The sequence below is a fragment of the Pseudomonas sp. C1C7 genome, from assembly GCF_013359595.1.
Classification (GTDB): domain Bacteria; phylum Pseudomonadota; class Gammaproteobacteria; order Pseudomonadales; family Pseudomonadaceae; genus Aquipseudomonas.
Genome location: NZ_JABFMP010000004.1, coordinates 180,845 through 200,815 on the forward strand (window position 1 = coordinate 180,845; position 19,971 = coordinate 200,815).

Consider the following 19,971-nt stretch of genomic DNA (forward strand, 5'->3'; position numbering starts at 1 on the left):
ACGGCGTTCGTCATGCTTCTGACGGGGCGGCTCACAGCACGCCCCGCATCCTCTATGGCGACGGCCCTTTGACATGGATCCAAACTGTTTTGGCCGCTGACTCGTTCGGCCATCAAGCTGGCTGCCAATGCAACTCCGTGAACGGGGTGGGCTGACTAGACTCGGTAGTCATTGGAAACACTCCATAATAAAAATAGAGGTTCCCCTGCCGTGAGCGTAGCCCCCGTTCAATCGCCTCAGAGTGTCAAAGACCTGGTCAGCCCTGCCGAATGGCAAGCCCGTGTGGACCTCGCCGCCTGTTACCGTCTGGTGGCCCAGCATGGTTGGGATGATCTGATTTTCACCCACATTTCCGCCAAGGTGCCCGGCACCGAGGACTTCCTGATCAATCCGTTCGGGATGATGTTCCACGAAATTACCGCCTCCAGCCTGGTCAAGGTCGATCAGGCCGGCAACAAGCTGATGGACAGTCCCTACGAGATCAATCCGGCCGGGTACACCATCCACAGCGCGGTGCACGAAGTCCGTCACGACGTGGTTTGCGTACTGCACACCCACACCGCCTCCGGTGTCGCGGTGTCGGCGCAGAAACAGGGCGTGTTGCCGATCAGCCAGCAGTCGCTGTTCGTGCTGTCGAGCCTGGCGTATCACGCCTACGAAGGTGTGGCACTCAATCACGAAGAAAAGGCGCGGCTGCAAGCCGACCTCGGGGAAAACAATTTCCTGATGCTGCATAACCACGGCCTGCTGACCTGCGGCAGCAGCATCGCCGACACCTTCCTGATGATGTTCACCTTCCAGCGCGCCTGTGACATTCAGGTCATGGCGCAGACCGGTGGCGCGGAGCTGATCGCCATCGAACCGCAGATCCTGGCAGGAGCCAAGGCGATGATCGCCGGCGTTACCAAAAGTGCCCAAGGCATGGGTGGCGCGTTGGCCTGGCCAGCGCTGCTGCGCAAACTCGATAAACTGGACCCGGGGTACAAACTCTAATGGCACTCGCGGAAATTCCCCTGTCGGCCTGGCGAAAGCGCAGCCGCACCTTTAGCTTCCGTGGCCAGACCATCCGTTACTGGACGGCAGGGCAGGGTGAGCCGCTGCTGCTCATCCATGGCTTCCCCAGCGCCAGTTGGGACTGGCATTACCTGTGGCAGCCGCTGACCCAGCGCTATCGCGTAATTGCCTGCGACATGCTCGGCTTTGGCGATTCAGCCAAACCCGTGGATCACGAATACAGCCTTCTTGAACAGGCCGATCTGCAACAGGCGTTGCTGGCGCACATGAATGTCGTGGAGCCGGTGCACCTGCTGGCCCACGACTATGGCGACAGCGTGGCCCAGGAACTGTTGGCGCGGCATTACGAATCGCACATCCGAATCGCCAGCTGCGTGTTCCTCAATGGCGGCCTGTTTCCGGAAACCCATCGCCCGGTGCTGATGCAGAAACTGCTGCTCAGCCCCCTGGGCTGGATGATCGGCCGCGCGTTCAGCCGCGATGCTCTGGTGAAGAGTTTTCGGCAGATTTTCGGCCCGAAAACCCGTCCCAGCGAAAGCGTGATCGATGATTTCTGGAGCCTGATCGAGAGCAACCGTGGGCCGCGGGTCATGCACAAACTGATCGCCTACATTCCCGAGCGCCGCGTGCAGCGCGATCGTTGGGTCGGCGCGATGCAGCGTGGCGAGGTACCGCTGCGGGTAATCGACGGCGAGGTTGATCCGATCTCCGGCGCACACATGGTCGCGCGTTATCGCGAGCTGATTGCCGAGCCGGACACGGTGTTGCTGAACGACATCGGCCATTACCCGCAGATCGAAGCGCCGTGCCAGGTGCTCAAGCATTATCTGGAGTTTCGCGACCGGCTGACATTACCTGCGCTCAAGGTCGCGTGTTCCTGAAAAGATCGCAGCTTTCGGCAGGCCTTGTGTAGGAGCTGCCGAAGGCTGCGATCTTTTAAACATCCATCAGAATTCATCATCCCCCAGCCTTATCGCGCACTATTCAGACTCCCTCGTGTTCATTGTGACCCGCAGCGCCGTGCCTGACACTCGGACCCATCGTCCCAAGGCCTGCTGGAGTCCCCCCATGAGTCAATCTGTACGCTTCGAAGATAAAGTCGTGATCATCACCGGTGCAGGTGGCGGCCTGGGACGGGCGCACGCACTGCTGTTCGCCAAACAGGGCGCCAAGGTTCTGGTCAACGATCTGGGCGGCTCGACCCAGGGCGAAGGCGCCAACGCTTCGGCGGCCGACCGTGTGGTGGCGCAAATCCGCGACGCCGGCGGCACCGCCGTGGCCAACCACGATTCGGTCACCGACGGCGACAAACTGGTCCAACACGCCATGGACGCCTTCGGCCGCGTCGATGTGGTGGTCAACAACGCCGGCATCCTGCGCGACAAGACGTTCCACAAGATGGAAGACGCCGACTGGGACCTGGTTTACCGCGTCCACGTCGAAGGCGCCTACAAGGTCACCCGCGCCGCCTGGCCGCACATGCGCGAGCAAAACTACGGACGGGTGATCTTCACCGCCTCCACGTCGGGCATCTACGGCAACTTCGGCCAGTCCAACTACGGCATGGCCAAGCTCGGCCTCTACGGCCTGACCCGCACCCTGGCCCTGGAAGGGCGCAAGAACAACATCCTGGTCAACGCCATCGCCCCCACCGGCGGCACCCGCATGACCGAAGGCCTGATCCCGCCGCAAGTGTTCGAGCAACTCAAGCCGGAACTGGTCAGCCCGCTGGTGGTGTACCTGGCCAGCGAAAACTGCCAGGACACCTCGGGCCTGTTCGAGGTCGGCGGCGGCTGGATGGGCAAGGTGCGCTGGGAACGCAGCCTCGGCGTCGGCTTCGACCCACGGGCCGGGTTCTCACCGGAAGACGTGGCGGAGCATTGGTCGCAGATTTGTGATTTCGAAGGGGCGGCGCATCCGAAGGACAATATTGAAGCGCTGAAGGAAATGATGGGGAATTTGCAGAAGTATTCGCTTTAACAGGCGGTGAAACCAAGCCGCTGTTTAGGCGGCTTGGCGATTTCTTAAAATATACTAAACGTATCGCTTTTCTTTAAAGAAGTTTGATGCAGTCCAGTTGGGGGCTTTGACCGTTTTCCCATTTTCGTCACTTGCTCCCCACTCTCGAAAAGAAAGTTGTAAACACTTACCAGTTCGCCATGTGACATTTCGGGCCGGAAGCATCCGTACATATAGTCATCCAGTGTAGCAGTGTGGGCATTGTTCCAGACTGGCGAGTCATCGGGAGGCGAAACGTTGTCGGAGTAACCGAGTGTTCTGTAGCGCTCTAGCTCTCGTAGCTCGTGAGTGTAATAGCGAAGGTCGACGTCAGTAATTTGTAGCTGTCCGGATGGTGTGCGTTATTTTGCTTGCTACTCGACTGGCACCCGGCGGGAATCCGAATTCTCCGGCGTTATACTTTTTTGGGGATTTCCTGGTGTCGGTGGTGCGACCCCAGTTATTTCGATCCCTGTTTCAAATTCAATATAGCCAGGTCTTTTCTCTTTCAATCTTATGCCTGTTGGCGGTTTTTGCATTTTCATATCCTTTTGAATTGGCACGTCATTGCAGACAAGTTTTCGTTGTCGAGCGTGAGCTGACATTTGTTCCGTCGCGCCAATTAAAGTTACAGCGATATGAAAAATTTGGGGTCTGAGAAAAGTGCGGGAATTTACATGGGGTATTGAGAGGTATTTCGATAATGTTGAGAAAAAGTCGAGAAAGTCCTCTGCGTAAAAAGATACTTCCTATGCAATTACAGGAAGGGCCTTGTAGGACATATGTTAAACAGCCAGTTGAAACCGACTGCCATCCCAAAACCATCACCCATAAAAAAGGCCGCTGCAAAGGCAGCGGCCAAGCAAGACGTTGGATCCAGGAGCTACAAATCAACGTCGGTGTACACGGGGCGGTGAGTCGAAAACTTCAAATCACCTGAAATCTGTTGCCGGCGGCGAGGGCGGATTGCCTGTCGCTGTCGGGGCTTTCAATGTCTTGTGAAAGCGCAGTCAGGGTAAGGCTTTGCAGTCGGCGGAAAAACAGCGATTCCTGACATGCACTATTACAGGGCGGACAACAGTCGCCTGTCCTCGCGCATTCACTGTAGCAGCTGCCGCAGGCTGCGTTCGGCTGCGTAGCAGTCGCCAGGTCCTTAACCCGGTTAATCACGTAAATCGTGCATGCAGGATTTACGACTGCTTCGCAGCCGGACGCAGCCTGTGGCAGCTGCTACAGGGATTTGTGGGTTCATGCGTTCGGGTGATGGCTCGCCATCGAACTCATTCATGCACCGTGCAAATCCCCGCTCCCCAGGCTTGGTAATCCTTTGGAGGTACATCACGAATACCTCCTTGGTGCGCTTATCGCACCCGGCGGGCGGCAGTAGGGTGAGGCCTTCTGTCACTCACCGGGGAAGACGCATGACAAAAACAACAATGCGCGCCATCTTCACACCGCAGGCGCTGGCCGTTGCGGTGGCCTTGGGTTGCTGTGCCCAGGCGCAGGCTGTTTCTTTCAACATCGGGGAAATCGAGGGCACGTTCGACTCGTCGCTGTCGGTGGGCGCGAGCTGGGGCATGCGCGATGCGGACAAATCGCTGGTGGGGATTCCCAATGGCGGCAGCGGGCAGGCCTCGACCGGTGACGACGGGCGCCTGAACTTCGGCAAGGGCGAAACCTTCTCGAAGATCTTCAAGGGCATTCACGACCTCGAACTCAAATACGGCGACACCGGCGTGTTCGTCCGGGGCAAGTACTGGTACGACTTCGAGCTCAAAGACGAAGACCGGCCGTTCAAGCCCATCAGCGACCACAACCGCAAGGAAGGCGCCAAGTCCTCGGGCGGGCAGATCCTCGATGCCTTCGTCTATCACAACTATTCCATCGCCGACCTGCCGGGCACCGTGCGTGCGGGCAAGCAGGTGGTCAGCTGGGGTGAAAGTACCTTCATCGGCAACTCGATCAACAGCATCAACCCGGTCGACGTTTCCGCCTTCCGCCGTCCCGGCGCCGAGATCAAGGAAGGCCTGATTCCGGTCAACATGCTGTTCGCCTCCCAGGGCCTGACCGACAAGTTGACGGTCGAAGGCTTCTATCAACTGGAGTGGGACCAGACCGTCGTCGACAACTGCGGCACCTTCTTCGGCAACGACGTGGTGGCCGACGGCTGCGACAACAACTACACCGTCGCCAGCCCGGCCATTGCACCGTTGCAGCCGATTGCCGCGGCCTTCGGCCAGGGTTTCGAAGTCACCCGCGAAGGTGTGGTGGTTCCCCGTGGTGGCGACCGCGATGCCCGGGACTCGGGGCAGTGGGGTACGGCATTGCGCTGGCTGGGTGATGACACCGAGTACGGCCTGTACTTCATGAACTACCACAGCCGCACGCCCAACGTCGGCACCACCACCGCCGGCCTGTCCACCCTGGCCAGCCTTCCGGGGATTATCGCCACTGCCAACCGCATCGCTCCGGGCAGCGGCGCGGGGCTGGCCCAGAGCGTGATGCTCGGTCGCGGCCAGTACTACCTCGAATACCCGGAAGACATTCGCCTGTACGGGGCGAGTTTCTCCACCACCTTGTCCACCGGTACGGCGTGGACCGGCGAGATCAGCTATCGCCCCAACGCACCGGTGCAGGTCAACACCAACGACCTGACCCTGGCCATGCTCAACCCCATCGCCGGTGGCGCCGCTTCGCCTATCGCCACTTCGCCGGGCGCCGACAACAAAGGCTATCGCCGCAAGGAAATCACGCAGATCCAGAGCACCCTCACGCACTTCATCGATCAGGTCGCCGGCGCCGACCGCCTGACCCTGGTGGGCGAAGCGGCGGTGGTGCATGTCGGTGGCCTGGAGTCTCGCAGCAAGCTGCGCTACGGCCGCGATTCGGTGTATGGCCAGTACGGTTTCGGCGGCGATACCGACGGCTTCGTGACCTCGACTTCCTGGGGTTATCGCGCCCGGGCGATCCTCGATTACAACAACGTCATCGCCGGGATCAACTTCAAGCCCAACTTGTCCTGGTCCCACGACGTCACGGGTTACGGCCCCAACGGTCTGTTCAACGAAGGCGCCAAGGCCGTCAGCCTGGGTGTCGATGCGGACTACCGCAACACCTACACCGCAAGCCTCAGTTACACCGACTTCTTCGGTGGCGACTACAACACGCTCGAGGACCGCGACTTCGTGGCGTTGAGCTTTGGCGTGAACTTCTGACCCGTCTTTAGAAGGATGATTTCCATGCGCAAGATGATTCTGCAATGCGGTGTCCTGGCCCTCGGGCTGCTGGCCGTCAACGTCATGGCCGCGGTGTCGCCGGAAGAGGCGAACAAGCTTGGCACCAGCCTCACGCCATTGGGCGCCGAAAAGGCCGGCAATGCCGACGGTTCGATTCCGGCCTGGACCGGCGGCATCCCGAAAAACGCTGGCGCGGTGGACAGCAAGGGCTTTCTGGCCGACCCGTTCGCCAATGAAAAACCGCTGTTCGTGATCACGGCGGCCACCGTCGACAAGTACAAGGACAAGCTCTCCGACGGGCAGATCGCGATGTTCAAGCGCTACCCGGAAACCTACAGGATTCCGGTGTATCCGACCCACCGCACCGCCGCCTTGCCAGCGGAAATCTACGAGTCGGCCAAGCGCAGTGCGTTGAACGTGACGCCGATCAACGACGGCAACGGCCTGGCCAATTTCACCGGCAACCGCTACTACGCGTTTCCGATTCCGAAGAACGGCGTCGAGGTGATCTGGAACCACATCACCCGTTATCACGGCGGCAACCTGCGTCGCACCATTACCCAGGCCACGCCGCAGGCCAATGGCGATTTCACCGTGATCCGCTTCAAGGATGAAGTGGCCGTGCCGTCGCTGCTGGGGGATCTGAAACCGGGCAGCGATGACAACGTGCTCAACTACTTCAAGCAGGAAGTCACGGCGCCGGCGCGTCTGGCGGGCAACGTGCTGCTGGTTCACGAGACCCTCGATCAGGTCCAGGAACCGCGCAAGGCCTGGATCTACAACGCCGGTCAGCGTCGTGTGCGGCGAGCGCCGCAAGTGGCTTATGACGGCGTCGGTACCTCGTCCGATGGTTTGCGCACCACCGACAACTTCGACATGTTTTCCGGCGCGCCGGATCGTTATGACTGGAAGCTGATCGGCAAGAAGGAAATGTACATCCCGTACAACAGCTACAAGCTCGATTCGCCTGACCTCAAATACACCGATGTGATCAAGGCCGGACACATCAACCAGGACCTGACCCGCTACGAGCTGCACCGGGTCTGGGAGGTGGTCGCCACGGTCAAGCCCAACGAGCGGCACGTGTACGCCAAGCGCCACATGTACATCGACGAGGACACCTGGCAGGTGGCGCTGGCCGATCACTACGACGGTCGCGGCCAGCTCTGGCGCGTGGCTGAGGGGCATGCGCAGTTCTACTACGATCATCAGGTGCCGGCTTACACCGTCGAAGCGCTGTATGACCTGATCGCCGGTCGCTACATCGCCTTGGGGATGAAGAACGAAGAGAAACGCAGCTTCGAATTCAACATCGCGGCAAAAGCCGGGGACTACACGCCGGCAGCCCTGCGGAGTACAGGTGTGAGGTAAAAGTCCTACACGCTCCTACACACAAAGGTGACCCTGTGGTCACCTTTTTTATGGCCGTCAATCAGCCTGCTGAATACTTCTTCAACAAGCGCTGCGGAGGGGACTAGGGTGGCGCCACAACGATAAAAAGGCGCACCACTATGACTGCCATGACGACGTGTCTGGACCGTCCTGGATTTCTGCCTCGCTTGTCTTCCCACCACCTGTCCCGCGAGCGACTGGTCGAGCCCTTGCTGGCCGCCACGGCGCGGGTGAAGTTGCTCTGCGCGCCGGCAGGCAGCGGCAAGAGTGCGCTGATCACCGAATGCCTTTTGCGCGCGCCGGCGGATTGCCGGGTGCATTGGCTGCCCTTGGCAGGGGCGTCGTCGAGTGTCGGCGACTTCCTTCAGCGACTGGCGCAAGTGCTCGGGCTGGCGTCGACGGATGAGTCCGCATTGCTGGAGCACCTGGCCCGGTTGCGGACGCCGACCTGGCTGTTCATCGATGACTACTGTCGCGTCGCCCACCCTGAACTGGACCGTCTCCTTGATCGCCTGCTGGCCCTCAGCAACCCGGCGTTGAGTTGGTGGCTGGCTTCACGCCGGCGTCCGTCCTGCAACTGGCCACGGTTGTTGCTGGACGATGAGTTGTACGAGTGCGACGGCCCGGCGCTGGCCTTCACCGAGGCTGAAGTGGAACAACTGCTCGGCCATGTCGAACCCTCCCAGGCGGCCAGTCTGGCCCGCCGCGTGGTCCAGCGCAGCGGCGGTTGGTGCGCCGGTGTGCGCATTGCCCTGCTCGAGGGCTGTCCGTGGGCGGCGGGGCAGGAGCGGCAGGGGCGCTCGGCGACGTTGCTCGATTATCTGCAACACGAATTGTTCAGCACCTTGTCGCCGGAACTGGTCGAAGCCTGGCAGGTGCTGGCCCATTTGCCGCGCTTCAATGCTGGCCTCTGCGAGCATCTGTTCGGCGTCGGCGAAGGTGCGAAATGGCTGCAGGCGTTGCAGGACATGGGCTGCTTTATCGAGCCCTGGGAAGAGTCCGCCGACTGGCTGCGGGTGTTCGTGCCGCTGGCGTTGGCCATGCGTGATGAGCCGGGAGTCGTGGGGCGTTCCTGGCATCGACGCGCCTGCCAATGGTTCTGTGCCGAAGAAGACTGGCAGGGCGCCTTCGAGCAGGCGTTGATGGCTGAAGAGTTCGAGGCGGCGGTGAGCCTGTTGCAGCACTTCAACTTCGAGCATTTGTTCCGCCGCGAGAATGTGCGCCTGTTACTGGATCTGCATGAGCATCAGGGGCAGGAGTTGACCCTCGGTTCGCCGCAACTGGTTGGTCTGACCACGGCGGCGCTGCTGTTTGCCGGGCGTTTCGATCAGGCAGCGGTGTGCATCGAGCAAATGGCGCGCTTCGCTCCGCAACCGACGGCGGCGTCCCAGCGGCAACTGCTCGCGCGCTGGCAGGCGCAACAGGGCTGGTTGCTGCATTTGCAGGGGCGCATGGCGGCGGCCCGCGAGCACTTTGTCGAGGCACTGGCCGCGCTGGCGACAGAGGCTTGGCCGGCACGTTTGTTGTGCCTGTCCGGGTTGACCCAACAGGCGCTGCTCAATGCCGAACTGGATGCCGCCCAGGCACTCAACCGCGAGGCGTTGTGCCTGGCGCGGGCTCAAGGATCGTTGTTGTTCGAAGGCTTGCTCGAACTCGACCATGCGCAGTTGCTCGAACATCGTGGCGCGCCCCATCGTGCCGAAAGCCTGTTGGCCGATATTCACCAGTTGTTGAGCCGCCAGGCCGATCGCCCGACGCCGCTGCTGGGGCGCATTGCATTGCGCCGCGGGCGTCTGGCGCTGTGTCAGGGGCAGGATGAAATGGCCGCCGAGTTTTTCCGCAACGGCCTGCAGGATTGCCTGTACAGCCAGGACAAACGTGCGCTGTACGGCTTTCTCGGACAGGCCCAGGTGGCGGCCAATCAACAGGACTACGCCCTTGCGTTCGATCGCTTGCGTGAAGCCGAGCGCTTGATGCAGCAGCGCAAGATTCCCGACACCGTGTACCGTAGCGTCCTGCTGCAAATCAGCAGTCACTTCTGGTTGCAGCAGGGGCGTCCGGAACTGGTCCAGGAGGCACTGACCCGGGTGTTGCGTCACTTTCGCGGGCCCCATGCCCGACAGGCGCCGCCGGCCACTGTGGAGCTGATTGCGCGGATCGAATACCTGCTGATCCTCGCCGAAACCCACCTGCAAACGGCGAAGCATCCGTTGCAGCAGCTCAAGGTCTTGCTCGGTCACGCGCAACGGCAGGGGATGCTGGCGCTGGAAAGCGAATTGCAATTGGCTATTGGCGAAGTGGCCGACCTGCTTGGCGAGTCGAATCTGGCGACCTCGGCCCTGCAGGCGGGGCTGGCGCTGGTCAGGCGTTGCCATCTGCAACAAGCCTTGACCGATCTGCGGCTGCGCCAGCCGACTTTGCTCGCTCGCCTGGGCATGGACGACGAGCCTGCGGTGCATCTGGATGACAACCCGTTGAGCGGGCGGGAGCTGGAGGTGCTGGGCCTGATCGCCCAAGGGAATTCCAATCAGCAGATCGCCGAGCAGTTGTTCATCTCGTTGCACACGGTGAAAACCCATGCGCGGCGTATTCACAGCAAATTAGGTGTTGAACGCCGGACCCAGGCAGTGGCCAAGGCGAAGAAGCTGGGGCTGATAGCGCAAGGCTAAGGCCTGGACCTGTAGCAGTTGGTGAAGCCTGCGTCCGGCTGCGAAGCAGTCGTAAAATCAGTCATCGCGGTCTTTCAGGTAAAACTTGCAATCCGGGTTTACGCCTGCTGCGCAGCCGGACGCAGGCTTCGCCAGCGGCTACATGGACCATGTCGGTTCCGCGACCTCAAACCCCATCCGCCAACTGACCGCACGCGCCGCCGCCAGCAAACGTTTCGCCGCCGGCCCATCTTCATCGGCATGAAACAGTGAAGTCGGACCCACCACCGTCAACACCGCCACCACATTGCCCATCGCGTTGAACACTGGCGCCGACAAGGCATCGACACCCGGCATCAGCAAGCCATGCACATGATGCAGCCCGCGTGCACGTATCTGCTCGCACATGGCCGCATACACCTGATCGTCCGCCAGTGGATGGGCGCCATGGGCCTGCAGTTCCTGTTCGCGCAGGTCTACGGTTTCCCGCTTGGGCAGATAGGCGCCGAACACCAGGCCGGTGGAAGAACTGAGCAGCGGCAGCACCGAACCCAATTGCGTCACCACCGTCACCGCGCGCACCGCAGGCTCAATGTGAACCACGGTCGCGCCCTGGTTGCCCCACACCGCCAGAAAGCAGGTTTCGTTCAGCTCGTCGCGCAACTCGGCCAGCGGCAGCGCGGCGACTTTCAGCACGTCCATACTGTTGAGTGCCGCCAGCCCCACGCGCAAGGCTTCACGGCCCAGCCCGTAGTGGTTGGTCGCGGTGTTCTGCTCGGCAAAACCGCTGGCGATCAGCGCCCGCAAATAGCGGTGAACCTTGCTGGCCGGCATCTGCACGTGTTCGGCCAGGCGCGAGAGTGACGTCGAGGGCGACAACTCGGCCAACGCCTTGAGGATGTCGGTACCCACCTCGGCGGAGCGGACTTTCTGTTTACCGTTGCTGTCGCTGGTGGGCTTTTCCATGGTGGCGCCGTCGTTCAATAGGGTGAGGAGCGGGGTGAATGGGCGTCTTTATAGCTTGACGCTCGACAGCATTCAAATTACGTTATTCGTAATTGAATTACGATAAAAACAATTCTGGCGTGCCTCGGCCTCTGTTGCAGAGCGAAAAGGTCACGACCTGTTTCCTGTTCAGGAGGCTTCATGAACCTTGATTCCACGACGCCAGCGCTGGCTTATCAGTCGGGCTTCGGCAACGAATTCAGCAGCGAAGCGTTGCCCGGCGCATTGCCGGTCGGCCAGAACTCCCCGCAGAAAGCCCCTTACGGTCTCTACACCGAACTGTTTTCCGGCACCGCCTTCACCATGGCCCGCAGCGAAGCGCGGCGGACCTGGATGTACCGTATCCAGCCGTCGGCCAATCACCCGGCCTTCATCAAGCTCGATCGGCAACTGGCCGGCGGCCCGTTGGGCGAAGTGACGCCCAATCGCCTGCGCTGGAACGCCTTCGATATTCCTGCTGAACCTACGGATTTCGTCGATGGTCTGGTGAGCATGGCCGCCAATTGCGGGGCGGATAAGCCGGCCGGCATCAGCATCTACCAGTACCGCGCCAACCAATCGATGGAGCGGGTGTTCTTCAATGCCGACGGGGAAATGCTGCTGGTGCCGCAACTGGGCCGCCTGCGCATCGCCACCGAGTTGGGCGTGCTGGAGGTGGAACCGCTGGAAATCGCCGTATTGCCACGGGGCCTGAAGTTCCGCGTCGAACTGCTCGACCCGCAAGCCCGCGGCTACATCGCCGAGAACCACGGCGCGCCACTGCGCCTGCCGGACCTGGGGCCGATCGGCAGCAACGGCCTGGCCAACCCGCGGGACTTTCTGACACCGGTCGCTCATTACGAACACCTCGCGCAGCCGACCATCCTGGTGCAGAAATTCCTCGGCCAACTGTGGGGCACCCAGCTCGATCACTCGCCGCTGAACGTGGTCGCCTGGCACGGCAACAACGTGCCGTACAAATACGATCTGCGACTTTTCAATACTATCGGCACGGTCAGCTTCGATCACCCGGACCCGTCGATCTTCACCGTGCTGACCTCGCCGACCAGCGTGCACGGCCTGGCCAACCTCGATTTCGTGATCTTCCCGCCACGCTGGATGGTCGCCGAGAAAACCTTCCGTCCACCGTGGTTCCATCGCAACCTGATGAACGAATTCATGGGCCTGATCCAGGGCGAGTACGACGCCAAGGCTGAAGGTTTCGTTCCCGGCGGTGCTTCGCTGCACAGCTGCATGAGTGCCCACGGCCCGGACGGCGAGACCTGCACCAAAGCGATGAACGCAGACCTGAAACCGGCCAAGATCGACAACACCATGGCCTTCATGTTCGAGACCAGCCAGGTGCTGCGTCCGAGCCGTTTCGCCCTCGATTGCCCGCATTTGCAAACCAACTACGACGCTTGCTGGTCCACGCTGCCAGCCACTTTCGACCCGACCCGGAGATAACCCATGACGCAGACTTCCATCACTCGCAGCTGGGTTGCCTCGGCCAACGGCCATGCCGATTTCCCGCTGCAAAACCTGCCGCTGGGCGTGTTCAGCGTGAAAGGTTCGGCGCCCCGCAGTGGCGTGGCGATCGGTGAGCGTATTTTCGATCTGGAGGCCGCGCTGGATTTCGGCCTGTTCGAGGGGGCGGCGAAAACCGCCGTCGAAGCCACCCGTGGCGGCCAGCTCAATGCTTTCTTCGAGCTGGGCCGCGAGGCGCGTGTCGCCTTGCGCGAACGCCTGCTGGAACTGCTCGGCGAAGGCAGCACCCTGCACGGCAAGCTCGAAGCCCAGGGCGCCAAACTGCTGCCGCTGGCCGCGGATTGCCAGATGCACCTGCCGGCGAAGATCAATGACTACACCGACTTCTACGTCGGCATCGAACACGCGCAGAACGTCGGCAAACTGTTCCGCCCGGACAACCCTTTGCTGCCGAACTACAAGTACGTGCCGATCGGTTATCACGGCCGCGCCTCGACCATTCGCACCTCCGGCGCCGACGTGCGTCGTCCGAAAGGCCAGACCCTGCCGGCCGGGCAGAGCGAGCCGACCTTCGGCCCGTGCGCACGTCTGGATTACGAACTGGAACTGGGCATCTGGATCGGTCGCGGCAACGAGATGGGCGACGCCATCGCCATCGGTGACGCCGCCGATCACATCGCCGGTTTCTGCCTGCTCAACGACTGGTCGGCGCGGGACATCCAGGCCTGGGAATACCAGCCGCTGGGGCCGTTCCTGTCCAAGAGCTTCATCACCAGCATTTCGCCCTGGGTCGTGACCGCCGAAGCGCTGGAGCCGTTCCGTCGCGCCCAGCCTGCGCGTCCGGAAGGTGATCCGCAGCCGCTGCCGTACCTGTTCGACAAGCGTGATCAGGCCGCTGGCGCGTTCGACATCGAACTGGAAGTGTTGCTGCTCACCGAAGCCATGCGCGAGAAGAACCTGCCGCCCCATCGCCTGACCCTGAGCAACTCCAAACACATGTACTGGACCGTGGCGCAAATGGTCGCGCACCACAGTGTCAACGGCTGCCAGTTGCAGGCCGGTGACCTGTTCGGTTCGGGCACTTTGTCGGGACCTGAAAGCGGTCAGTTCGGCAGCCTGCTGGAAATCACCGAAGGCGGTAAGAAGCCAATTGAGCTGGCGTCGGGCGAAGTGCGCAAGTTCCTGGAGGATGGCGACGAAATCATCCTGCGCGGCCGTTGCAGCCGTGAAGGTTTTGCCTCCATCGGATTCGGCGAATGCCGTGGCAAAGTGCTGCCGGCGCGCTAAGGGGAAGGGGTCATGGAGCTCTACACCTACTACCGTTCCACCTCGTCCTATCGGGTGCGCATCGCGCTGGCGCTGAAGGGCCTGGATTACCAGGCGCTGCCGGTCAACCTGATCGCGCCGCCCGGTGGCGAACATCGCCAGCCCGCGTACCTGGGCATCAATCCACAGGGCCGGGTGCCGGCCTTGCGCACCGATGAAGGTGAACTGCTGATCCAGTCTCCGGCGATCATCGAATACCTGGAGGAACGTTATCCACAGGTGCCGCTGCTGTCCCGGGACCTCGCCACCCGCGCCCATGAACGCGGTGTGGCGGCGCTGATCGGCTGCGACGTGCACCCGCTGCACAACGTCAGCGTGCTCAACCGGTTGCGGCAATTGGGGCACGATGAAACCCAGGTGACCGAGTGGATCGGTCACTGGATCAGCCAGGGGCTGGCCAGCGTCGAGCAATTGATTGGTGATGACGGCTTTTGCTTTGGCGATACGCCGGGTGTGGCGGACGTTTACCTGATCCCGCAACTATATGCGGCCGAACGTTTCAACATTTCCCTGGAGGCTTATCCACGGATTCGCCGTGTGGCGGCGCTGGCGGCTATGCACCCGGCCTTCATCAAGGCGCACCCCGCCAACCAGCCGGACACCCCGTAACACCGCTTTCCTGTAGGAGCGACACGCTCGCGATGGACGTTAACGATGACGCTGGCAGCCTGACACCCCGCGGTGTCCTGTCGTCCATCGCGAGCATGCTCGCTCCTGCAGCGTGCACCTAAAACAAGAACAGGAACCTTGCCATGCACAACCAGATTGCCAGCTTCCGCGCGGCACTCGATGCCCGTCCCGTGTCCCGTTATCAATGGTTGATCCTGCTGCTCCTCGCTTTGCTGCTGGTCACCGACGGCTACGACGCCCAGGTGCTCGGCTACGTGGTGCCGGCTTTGGCCCAGGATTGGGGTTTGGAAAAAGCCGCGTTCGGCCCGGTGTTCAGCGCCAACCTGCTGGGTCTGACCCTCGGCTCGCTGGCGGTAACGCCCTTGGCGGATCGCTTTGGTGTACGCCGAGTCTTGCTCTGCTGCGTCCTGATCTACGCCTGCCTGACTGTGCTGATGGTGTTCGCCAACTCCCTCGACACGCTGATGGCCGCCCGTTTCATCTGCGGCATCGGCATGGGTGGCGCGATGCCCAGCGCCATGGCGCTGATGTCGGAATACTCGCCACCGCGCCTGCGCACGCTGATGGTCACGCTGGCCGCGTGCGGGTTTTCCTTTGGTGGTGCGGCGGGCGGGTTTGTCGCCGCCGGGTTCATCGAAAGCTACGGCTGGGAAGCGGTTTTTCTCGCCGGTGGCGTGACGCCGCTGCTGCTGTTTCCGTTCCTGTTCTGGCTGTTGCCCGAATCCCTGCCACGTCTGCTGCGCGATGCGCCGCCCTATGCTCGTCTGCGCAAAGTCACCGCACGGATGCTGCCGGACTGGCAGCCGCCTGCGGCATCGATTGAGCAGAACGAGAAGGAGCAGGGCAGCAAGCTGACGGTGGTGGAACTGTTGCGCAGTGGTTATGCGCGGCCGACCATGCTGATCTGGGCTACCTTCTTCGTCAGCCTGATCCTGTTGTATTTCATGATCAGCTGGTTGCCGACGCTGCTGCTGGAAAGTGGCCTGAAACTCAGCGAAGCCAACCTGGTGACCTCGATGTTCCTGTTCGCCGGCACGCTCGGCGCGATTGGCATGGCCTGGATCGCCGACCGCCTGAAAAGCAAAGTGCGCCTGCTGTCATGCGTACTGGCGGGCGCGGCGGTGTGCACGATCCTGCTGGGTTTGAACCATGACAATCCGCGCTATCTGGTGGCCTGCGTGTTCGCCGCCGGCTTCTGCATCATCGGCGGGCAACTGACCCTCAATGCCTTTGTCAGCAATTTCTACCCGGCGCAGGTTCGCGCCACGGGCACCGGCTGGGCGTTGGGAGTAGGGCGTTTCGGCTCGATTCTGGGGCCGCTGTTCGGCAGCCTGCTGCTGGCGATGCATTTGCCGGTGCAGCAGATTTTCTTCTTCTGCGCGATACCGGCGGTGATTGCGGCGTTGTTGATTATCCAGGTACGTTCGCCGTCGGACGCAACCTCCGCCGTTACGCCTGACCACTGTGGGAGCGAGCCTGCTCGCGATGGTGGCCAACGATAACGCGGGCTGTCTGATGCGCCGCGTCATCGTTCACGACCATCGCGAGCAGGCTCGCTCCCGCAGGGAACTGGGGGGGATGGGCGGTCAGTGCACGATGGAATTGGGCGGCAGATGCCCCAGCCGCTCCGTCAGGCGAATCCGCTGGATCGGATCGTCGGTCAGCAGCAGGGCATGTTCCAGGTCGAAGCGCTCGGCATTGGGGCAGTCCAGCCGTTGATAGAGACTGGCCCGGGCCAGGTAGTCGGCGGTGGTGCCGTTGCCCAGTTCCAGCACTCGCTCGGCGTCGATCAGGGCGCCGATGTAATCGTCGTTGGCCAGGTGCAGCTGGCGCAGATTGCGCGACAGGCGCTGGAGCATTTGCAGCGGTTCTGCGGTGGCCAGGTGATCGGCGCCGAGTTTCATCTCGGGGCCGTACTGACGATGCAGCAGTTCGCGGCAATCGTTGGGATACAGGCGTCGGCCGCCGCAGGGGTCGAGCAGATGATCGGCGCCGGGCACCCGCAACAGAAAATGACCGGGGAAGTTGACCCCCACCAGTGGAATCTCCAGGCCTCTGGCCAGTTCCAGCGCAATCAGTCCCAGGGCCAGGGGTTGCCCGCGCCGACGTTCCAGCACCCGATTGAGCAGTGCCGCCTGCGCGCGCAGGGGGGTGGAGTCGTCCTGGGCAAATCCCAGGTCATTCATGCCGCGCAACAAGGGTTGCGCCAGTTCACCGACCGGCAGCATCGGCAGGCTGCCGCTGATCCGTTGCCTGAGCGTCTTGAAGTTTTCCAGCAGCGCTTGCGGGTTCACTTCGCTGTCATGTTCGGCGGCAATCCACAACGCCGCCTCGAACAGCGCGGGCGGTGAGCGTTGCAGACAGGCGAAAAACGATTGGCGCGGGGTCATGAAAATCTCCGGGCAATGCCTCGTTTTAGCCTCGTCTGGGCCATCCGTCCAGTGCCGGCCAGACGGCTCGAGGGATATTTCCGAATGCCTTAACGGCTGCTTTGCTTATTCCTGTGCGCTCCGGCAATTTTTGCGCGCAAGCCTATACTGGCGACTACAAGAAGTGGATTCGGGAGCCTTTACGATGTTCGCTCTCATGCAAAGCACTCGCCTTGAATCGCTGCATCTGAGCGTCGACCCGGCCACCGGGTTGAAGGCGGTCATTGCCATTCATGACAGTCGCCTGGGCCCTGCCCTGGGAGGGTGTCGCTACCTTGCCTATCCAAGCGACGAGTCCGCGATCGAGGATGCCGTGCGCCTGGCCAAAGGCATGAGTTACAAGGCCGCACTGGCCGGGCTGGCCCAGGGTGGCGGCGTCGCGGTGATTATCCGGCCCGCCCATGTGGCCAATCGCGCCGCACTGTTCGAGGCCTTCGGGCGCTGCATCAATCAGCTCGACGGGCGCTACATCACCGCCATCGACAGCGGCACCTCGGTGGCGGACATGGACTGCATCGCCCAACAGACCCAGCACGTCACCAGCACCACCTCGGCGGGCGATCCCGCACCCCATGCCGCGATGGGCGTGTTCACCGGCATTCGTGCCACGGCCATGGCACGGTTGGGCAGCGATAATCTCGAAGGCTTGCGCGTGGCCATTCAAGGCCTGGGCAACGTCGGTTATGCGCTGGCCGAACAGCTGCATGCCGCGGGTGCGGAACTGCTGGTCAGCGATATCGATCACGGCAAGGTGCAGTTGGCCATGGAGCAATTGGGCGCTCATCCGATTGCCAACGATGCGCTGCTCAGCACACCGTGCGACATCCTGGCGCCCTGTGGTCTGGGCGGGGTGCTCAACAGTCACAGCGTGACGCAACTGCGCTGCTCGGCGGTGGCGGGTTCGGCGAACAATCAGCTGACCCATCTGGACGTCGCCGATCAACTGGAGCGGCGGGGCATCCTGTATGCGCCGGACTACGTGATCAATGCCGGCGGCTTGATCTACGTGTCGCTCAAGCACCGGGGCGAAGAATTGGGAACCATCACTGCACACCTGTCGAAAATCAGTTCGCGACTGACCGAAGTCTTCGCCCATGCTCAGGCGGAAAAGCGCTCGCCGGCGCGGGTGGCGGATGAGTTGGCGGAGAGGGTTCTGTATCGATAGAAACGCAAAAGATCGCAGCCTTCGGCAGCTCCTGCATTTGGACCGTGCAGGAGCTGCCGAAGGCTGCGATCCTTTGATTTACTTGGCGGCTTTGGCGCCCCTGGCTGGCTTGGCCGGAGCAACCGGCTCTTCAACCACTTCTTCAACCGGTTCTGCCACGGCTTGTGGCGCTTCCACTGGCGCCGTCAGCAACTCGGACAGGGCATCCGGCTGGCTCTTGAAGGCCTTGGCGAACACATCGCGATTCTTCGCCATGTAGATCCCGACTTCTTCCACTTGCTGTTCGTTCAGGGACGGAACGGCTTTTTGCAACACTTCGGCCAGCAATTCGGCCAGCTCGAGCATTTTGTCATGACGATCAGCTTCGGCTTTATCCATGAACAAGCGCTCCAGATCTCGGCTGCTGCGGTATACCACTTCGACGGCCATTCACCACCTCACATGCCTTCAAATTTGGTTGTCTGATTCGACTACTGTATTTATATACAGGCAAAGAATAAGCGAATCATTGGGGTTTGGGTAGTGGCTTTTTAATGTAGACCAATCGAACCACTGTAGGAGCGAAGCTTGCTCGCGAAAGCGGTGTGTCAGTCAACATTGATATCGCCTGATACGCCGCTTTCGCGAGCAAGCTCTGCTCCTGCAGGGTCGAGGCGCGGCAAAACGCCACGGCGCGCGTTTCGCGAGGGCTCGCCATGATGGTATGGCCCCTGCATCAAAAGCAGCTGCTGCATGCAGAACAACCGTCACGTCCAACCCGCATTATCCGGTCGAGCCGACCTAAGGAAGCATCATCGTGAAAATCAACTGGGCCGAAAACCTGCGGCAATCCGTGCACGAACTGGCGGAGACCCTGGGCAACCTGTTCGTCGAGACCTTTCACTACCTGGCGCTGTTCGCCATCGGCGCGGTGACCGCCTGGGCGGCGGTGATGGAATTCCTGGGGATGATCGAGCAGGGGCACATCAAGATCGACGACATCCTGCTGCTGTTCATCTACCTGGAATTGGGTGCGATGGTCGGGATTTATTTCAAGACCAACCACATGCCGGTGCGCTTTCTGATCTACGTGGCGATCACCGCGCTGACCCGCCTGCTGATCTCCAACGTGTCGCATCACAACCCGCCGGACCTGGGGATCATTTACCTGTGCGGGGGGATTCTGCTGCTGGCGTTTGCGATTCTGGTGGTGCGCTACGCGTCGTCGCAATTTCCATCGGTGAAGATTGAAAACCCGCATCGCAAGACCGGTGCGGGTTCCAGTGAACATCCGGAGGTAGAGAAGGGCGAGATTTAAAGCCCTGAGATTCAAAAACCCATGGCGGGTCGGGGCCGGCCTTTCACCGAGGGTGGTGGCAGGTTGCCCCGGCTGCGCTCGGTCATGGCCTCGAGGATGGCGACCGCGCTGTGACCCTGCTCGATGGCGATGCCGAACTGGATGCTTTGAACCAGGCGTTTGAGGCGGTCGGGGTTGTTGCGCTGTTCGGCACTGATCATGCGTTTGGCAACGATGCGACCGTTGTCGGAGAGGGTCAGCATGATGCTGCCGTCCAGGCCCTGAATGCTCAGGTTAACGTGGTAATCCGCTGCAAACGCATCGGTAATGAGCTGAAAAGGGTTGTCCATGATGCGTCACCGCCTGATTGAACGTGCAGTTGTTG

General features: G+C 61.4%; 15 protein-coding genes and 1 pseudogene. 12 read left to right on the forward strand and 4 right to left on the reverse strand.

Features of this window, described 5'->3' with window-relative positions; all coding sequences use genetic code 11:
• Positions 1 to 210: 210 nt before the first annotated feature.
• From HNO86_RS05395 to HNO86_RS05420, 6 genes are all read left to right on the forward strand, one after another.
• Positions 211 to 993 (forward strand): class II aldolase/adducin family protein, encoded by a 783-nt coding sequence (locus HNO86_RS05395; protein WP_175375977.1) that lies wholly within the window; start codon positions 211 to 213, stop codon positions 991 to 993.
• Positions 993 to 1,895, forward strand: coding sequence for an alpha/beta fold hydrolase (locus HNO86_RS05400; RefSeq protein WP_175375978.1), 903 nt, complete (start codon positions 993 to 995; stop codon positions 1,893 to 1,895). Before HNO86_RS05395 ends, HNO86_RS05400 begins: the two co-directional genes overlap by 1 nt.
• A gap of 187 nt (positions 1,896 to 2,082) precedes the next feature.
• Positions 2,083 to 2,994: an SDR family oxidoreductase gene (locus tag HNO86_RS05405; RefSeq protein WP_175375979.1), complete on the forward strand. Its 912-nt coding sequence runs from the start codon at positions 2,083 to 2,085 to the stop codon at positions 2,992 to 2,994.
• 1,439 nt (positions 2,995 to 4,433) lie between these two features.
• A complete protein-coding gene (locus tag HNO86_RS05410; RefSeq protein WP_175375980.1) occupies positions 4,434 to 6,227 on the forward strand; it encodes a DUF1302 domain-containing protein in 1,794 nt (597 codons plus the stop codon).
• Between the two features lie 24 nt (positions 6,228 to 6,251).
• Complete coding sequence (locus HNO86_RS05415; protein ID WP_175375981.1) at positions 6,252 to 7,619, forward strand: DUF1329 domain-containing protein; 1,368 nt, start codon at positions 6,252 to 6,254, stop codon at positions 7,617 to 7,619.
• Between the two features lie 140 nt (positions 7,620 to 7,759).
• Positions 7,760 to 10,309 (forward strand): LuxR C-terminal-related transcriptional regulator, encoded by a 2,550-nt coding sequence (locus HNO86_RS05420; RefSeq protein ID WP_175375982.1) that lies wholly within the window; start codon positions 7,760 to 7,762, stop codon positions 10,307 to 10,309.
• Positions 10,310 to 10,447: 138 nt separating this feature from the next.
• Here the strand turns inward: HNO86_RS05420 and HNO86_RS05425 are convergent, their stop codons facing one another.
• Positions 10,448 to 11,254 carry an IclR family transcriptional regulator gene (locus HNO86_RS05425; RefSeq protein WP_175375983.1) on the reverse strand — a complete coding sequence of 269 codons (807 nt, stop codon included), beginning with the start codon at positions 11,252 to 11,254 and terminating at the stop codon, positions 10,448 to 10,450.
• A 180-nt stretch (positions 11,255 to 11,434) separates the two neighbouring features.
• Here HNO86_RS05425 and hmgA point away from each other — a divergent pair, with 180 nt between their 5' ends.
• The 4 genes from hmgA (at position 11,435) to HNO86_RS05445 (ending at position 16,218) form a co-directional block, all read left to right on the forward strand.
• The gene (hmgA, locus tag HNO86_RS05430; protein WP_175375984.1) at positions 11,435 to 12,739 is read left to right on the forward strand and encodes a homogentisate 1,2-dioxygenase; all 1,305 of its coding nucleotides are present in this window, start codon (positions 11,435 to 11,437) and stop codon (positions 12,737 to 12,739) included.
• A 3-nt stretch (positions 12,740 to 12,742) separates the two neighbouring features.
• Positions 12,743 to 14,047 carry a fumarylacetoacetase gene (gene fahA / locus HNO86_RS05435; RefSeq protein ID WP_175375985.1) on the forward strand — a complete coding sequence of 435 codons (1,305 nt, stop codon included), beginning with the start codon at positions 12,743 to 12,745 and terminating at the stop codon, positions 14,045 to 14,047.
• Between the two features lie 12 nt (positions 14,048 to 14,059).
• A complete protein-coding gene (gene maiA / locus HNO86_RS05440) occupies positions 14,060 to 14,695 on the forward strand; it encodes a maleylacetoacetate isomerase (RefSeq protein WP_175375986.1) in 636 nt (211 codons plus the stop codon).
• A 143-nt stretch (positions 14,696 to 14,838) separates the two neighbouring features.
• The gene (locus tag HNO86_RS05445; RefSeq protein WP_175375987.1) at positions 14,839 to 16,218 is read left to right on the forward strand and encodes an aromatic acid/H+ symport family MFS transporter; all 1,380 of its coding nucleotides are present in this window, start codon (positions 14,839 to 14,841) and stop codon (positions 16,216 to 16,218) included.
• Positions 16,219 to 16,302: 84 nt separating this feature from the next.
• Here HNO86_RS05445 and HNO86_RS05450 read toward each other — a convergent pair whose 3' ends face one another.
• Complete coding sequence (locus HNO86_RS05450; protein WP_175375988.1) at positions 16,303 to 17,106, reverse strand: SirB1 family protein; 804 nt, start codon at positions 17,104 to 17,106, stop codon at positions 16,303 to 16,305.
• A gap of 184 nt (positions 17,107 to 17,290) precedes the next feature.
• Here HNO86_RS05450 and HNO86_RS05455 point away from each other — a divergent pair, with 184 nt between their 5' ends.
• Entirely contained in the window at positions 17,291 to 18,310 is a 1,020-nt protein-coding gene (locus tag HNO86_RS05455; RefSeq protein WP_175375989.1) for a Glu/Leu/Phe/Val dehydrogenase, read from the forward strand.
• Positions 18,311 to 18,499: 189 nt separating this feature from the next.
• On the opposite strand, the pseudogene HNO86_RS05460 reads toward HNO86_RS05455, so the two are convergent.
• Positions 18,500 to 18,739, reverse strand: a pseudogene (locus HNO86_RS05460) (YebG family protein); the annotation flags it as partial.
• A 367-nt stretch (positions 18,740 to 19,106) separates the two neighbouring features.
• Between HNO86_RS05460 and HNO86_RS05465 the strand changes: the two are divergent.
• The gene (locus tag HNO86_RS05465) at positions 19,107 to 19,607 is read left to right on the forward strand and encodes a phosphate-starvation-inducible PsiE family protein (RefSeq protein WP_175375991.1); all 501 of its coding nucleotides are present in this window, start codon (positions 19,107 to 19,109) and stop codon (positions 19,605 to 19,607) included.
• An 11-nt stretch (positions 19,608 to 19,618) separates the two neighbouring features.
• On the opposite strand, the gene HNO86_RS05470 is transcribed toward HNO86_RS05465, so the two are convergent.
• Positions 19,619 to 19,936, reverse strand: a complete 318-nt coding sequence (locus HNO86_RS05470) for a DUF3509 domain-containing protein (protein ID WP_175375992.1) — start codon at positions 19,934 to 19,936, stop codon at positions 19,619 to 19,621.
• Positions 19,937 to 19,971 lie beyond the last annotated feature (35 nt).

Bases quoted from the DNA above. Each gene is read 5' to 3' on its own strand.
- HNO86_RS05400 (WP_175375978.1), top strand. From the start codon at position 993: ATGGCACTCGCGGAAATTCCCCTGTCGGCCTGGCGAAAGCGCAGCCGC.
- HNO86_RS05405 (WP_175375979.1), top strand. From the start codon at position 2,083: ATGAGTCAATCTGTACGCTTCGAAGATAAAGTCGTGATCATCACCGGT.
- HNO86_RS05410 (WP_175375980.1), top strand. From the start codon at position 4,434: ATGACAAAAACAACAATGCGCGCCATCTTCACACCGCAGGCGCTGGCC.
- HNO86_RS05415 (WP_175375981.1), top strand. From the start codon at position 6,252: ATGCGCAAGATGATTCTGCAATGCGGTGTCCTGGCCCTCGGGCTGCTG.
- HNO86_RS05420 (WP_175375982.1), top strand. From the start codon at position 7,760: ATGACTGCCATGACGACGTGTCTGGACCGTCCTGGATTTCTGCCTCGC.
- HNO86_RS05425 (WP_175375983.1), bottom strand. From the start codon at position 11,254: ATGGAAAAGCCCACCAGCGACAGCAACGGTAAACAGAAAGTCCGCTCC.
- hmgA (WP_175375984.1), top strand. From the start codon at position 11,435: ATGAACCTTGATTCCACGACGCCAGCGCTGGCTTATCAGTCGGGCTTC.
- fahA (WP_175375985.1), top strand. From the start codon at position 12,743: ATGACGCAGACTTCCATCACTCGCAGCTGGGTTGCCTCGGCCAACGGC.
- maiA (WP_175375986.1), top strand. From the start codon at position 14,060: ATGGAGCTCTACACCTACTACCGTTCCACCTCGTCCTATCGGGTGCGC.
- HNO86_RS05445 (WP_175375987.1), top strand. From the start codon at position 14,839: ATGCACAACCAGATTGCCAGCTTCCGCGCGGCACTCGATGCCCGTCCC.
- HNO86_RS05450 (WP_175375988.1), bottom strand. From the start codon at position 17,106: ATGACCCCGCGCCAATCGTTTTTCGCCTGTCTGCAACGCTCACCGCCC.
- HNO86_RS05455 (WP_175375989.1), top strand. From the start codon at position 17,291: ATGTTCGCTCTCATGCAAAGCACTCGCCTTGAATCGCTGCATCTGAGC.
- HNO86_RS05470 (WP_175375992.1), bottom strand. From the start codon at position 19,936: ATGGACAACCCTTTTCAGCTCATTACCGATGCGTTTGCAGCGGATTAC.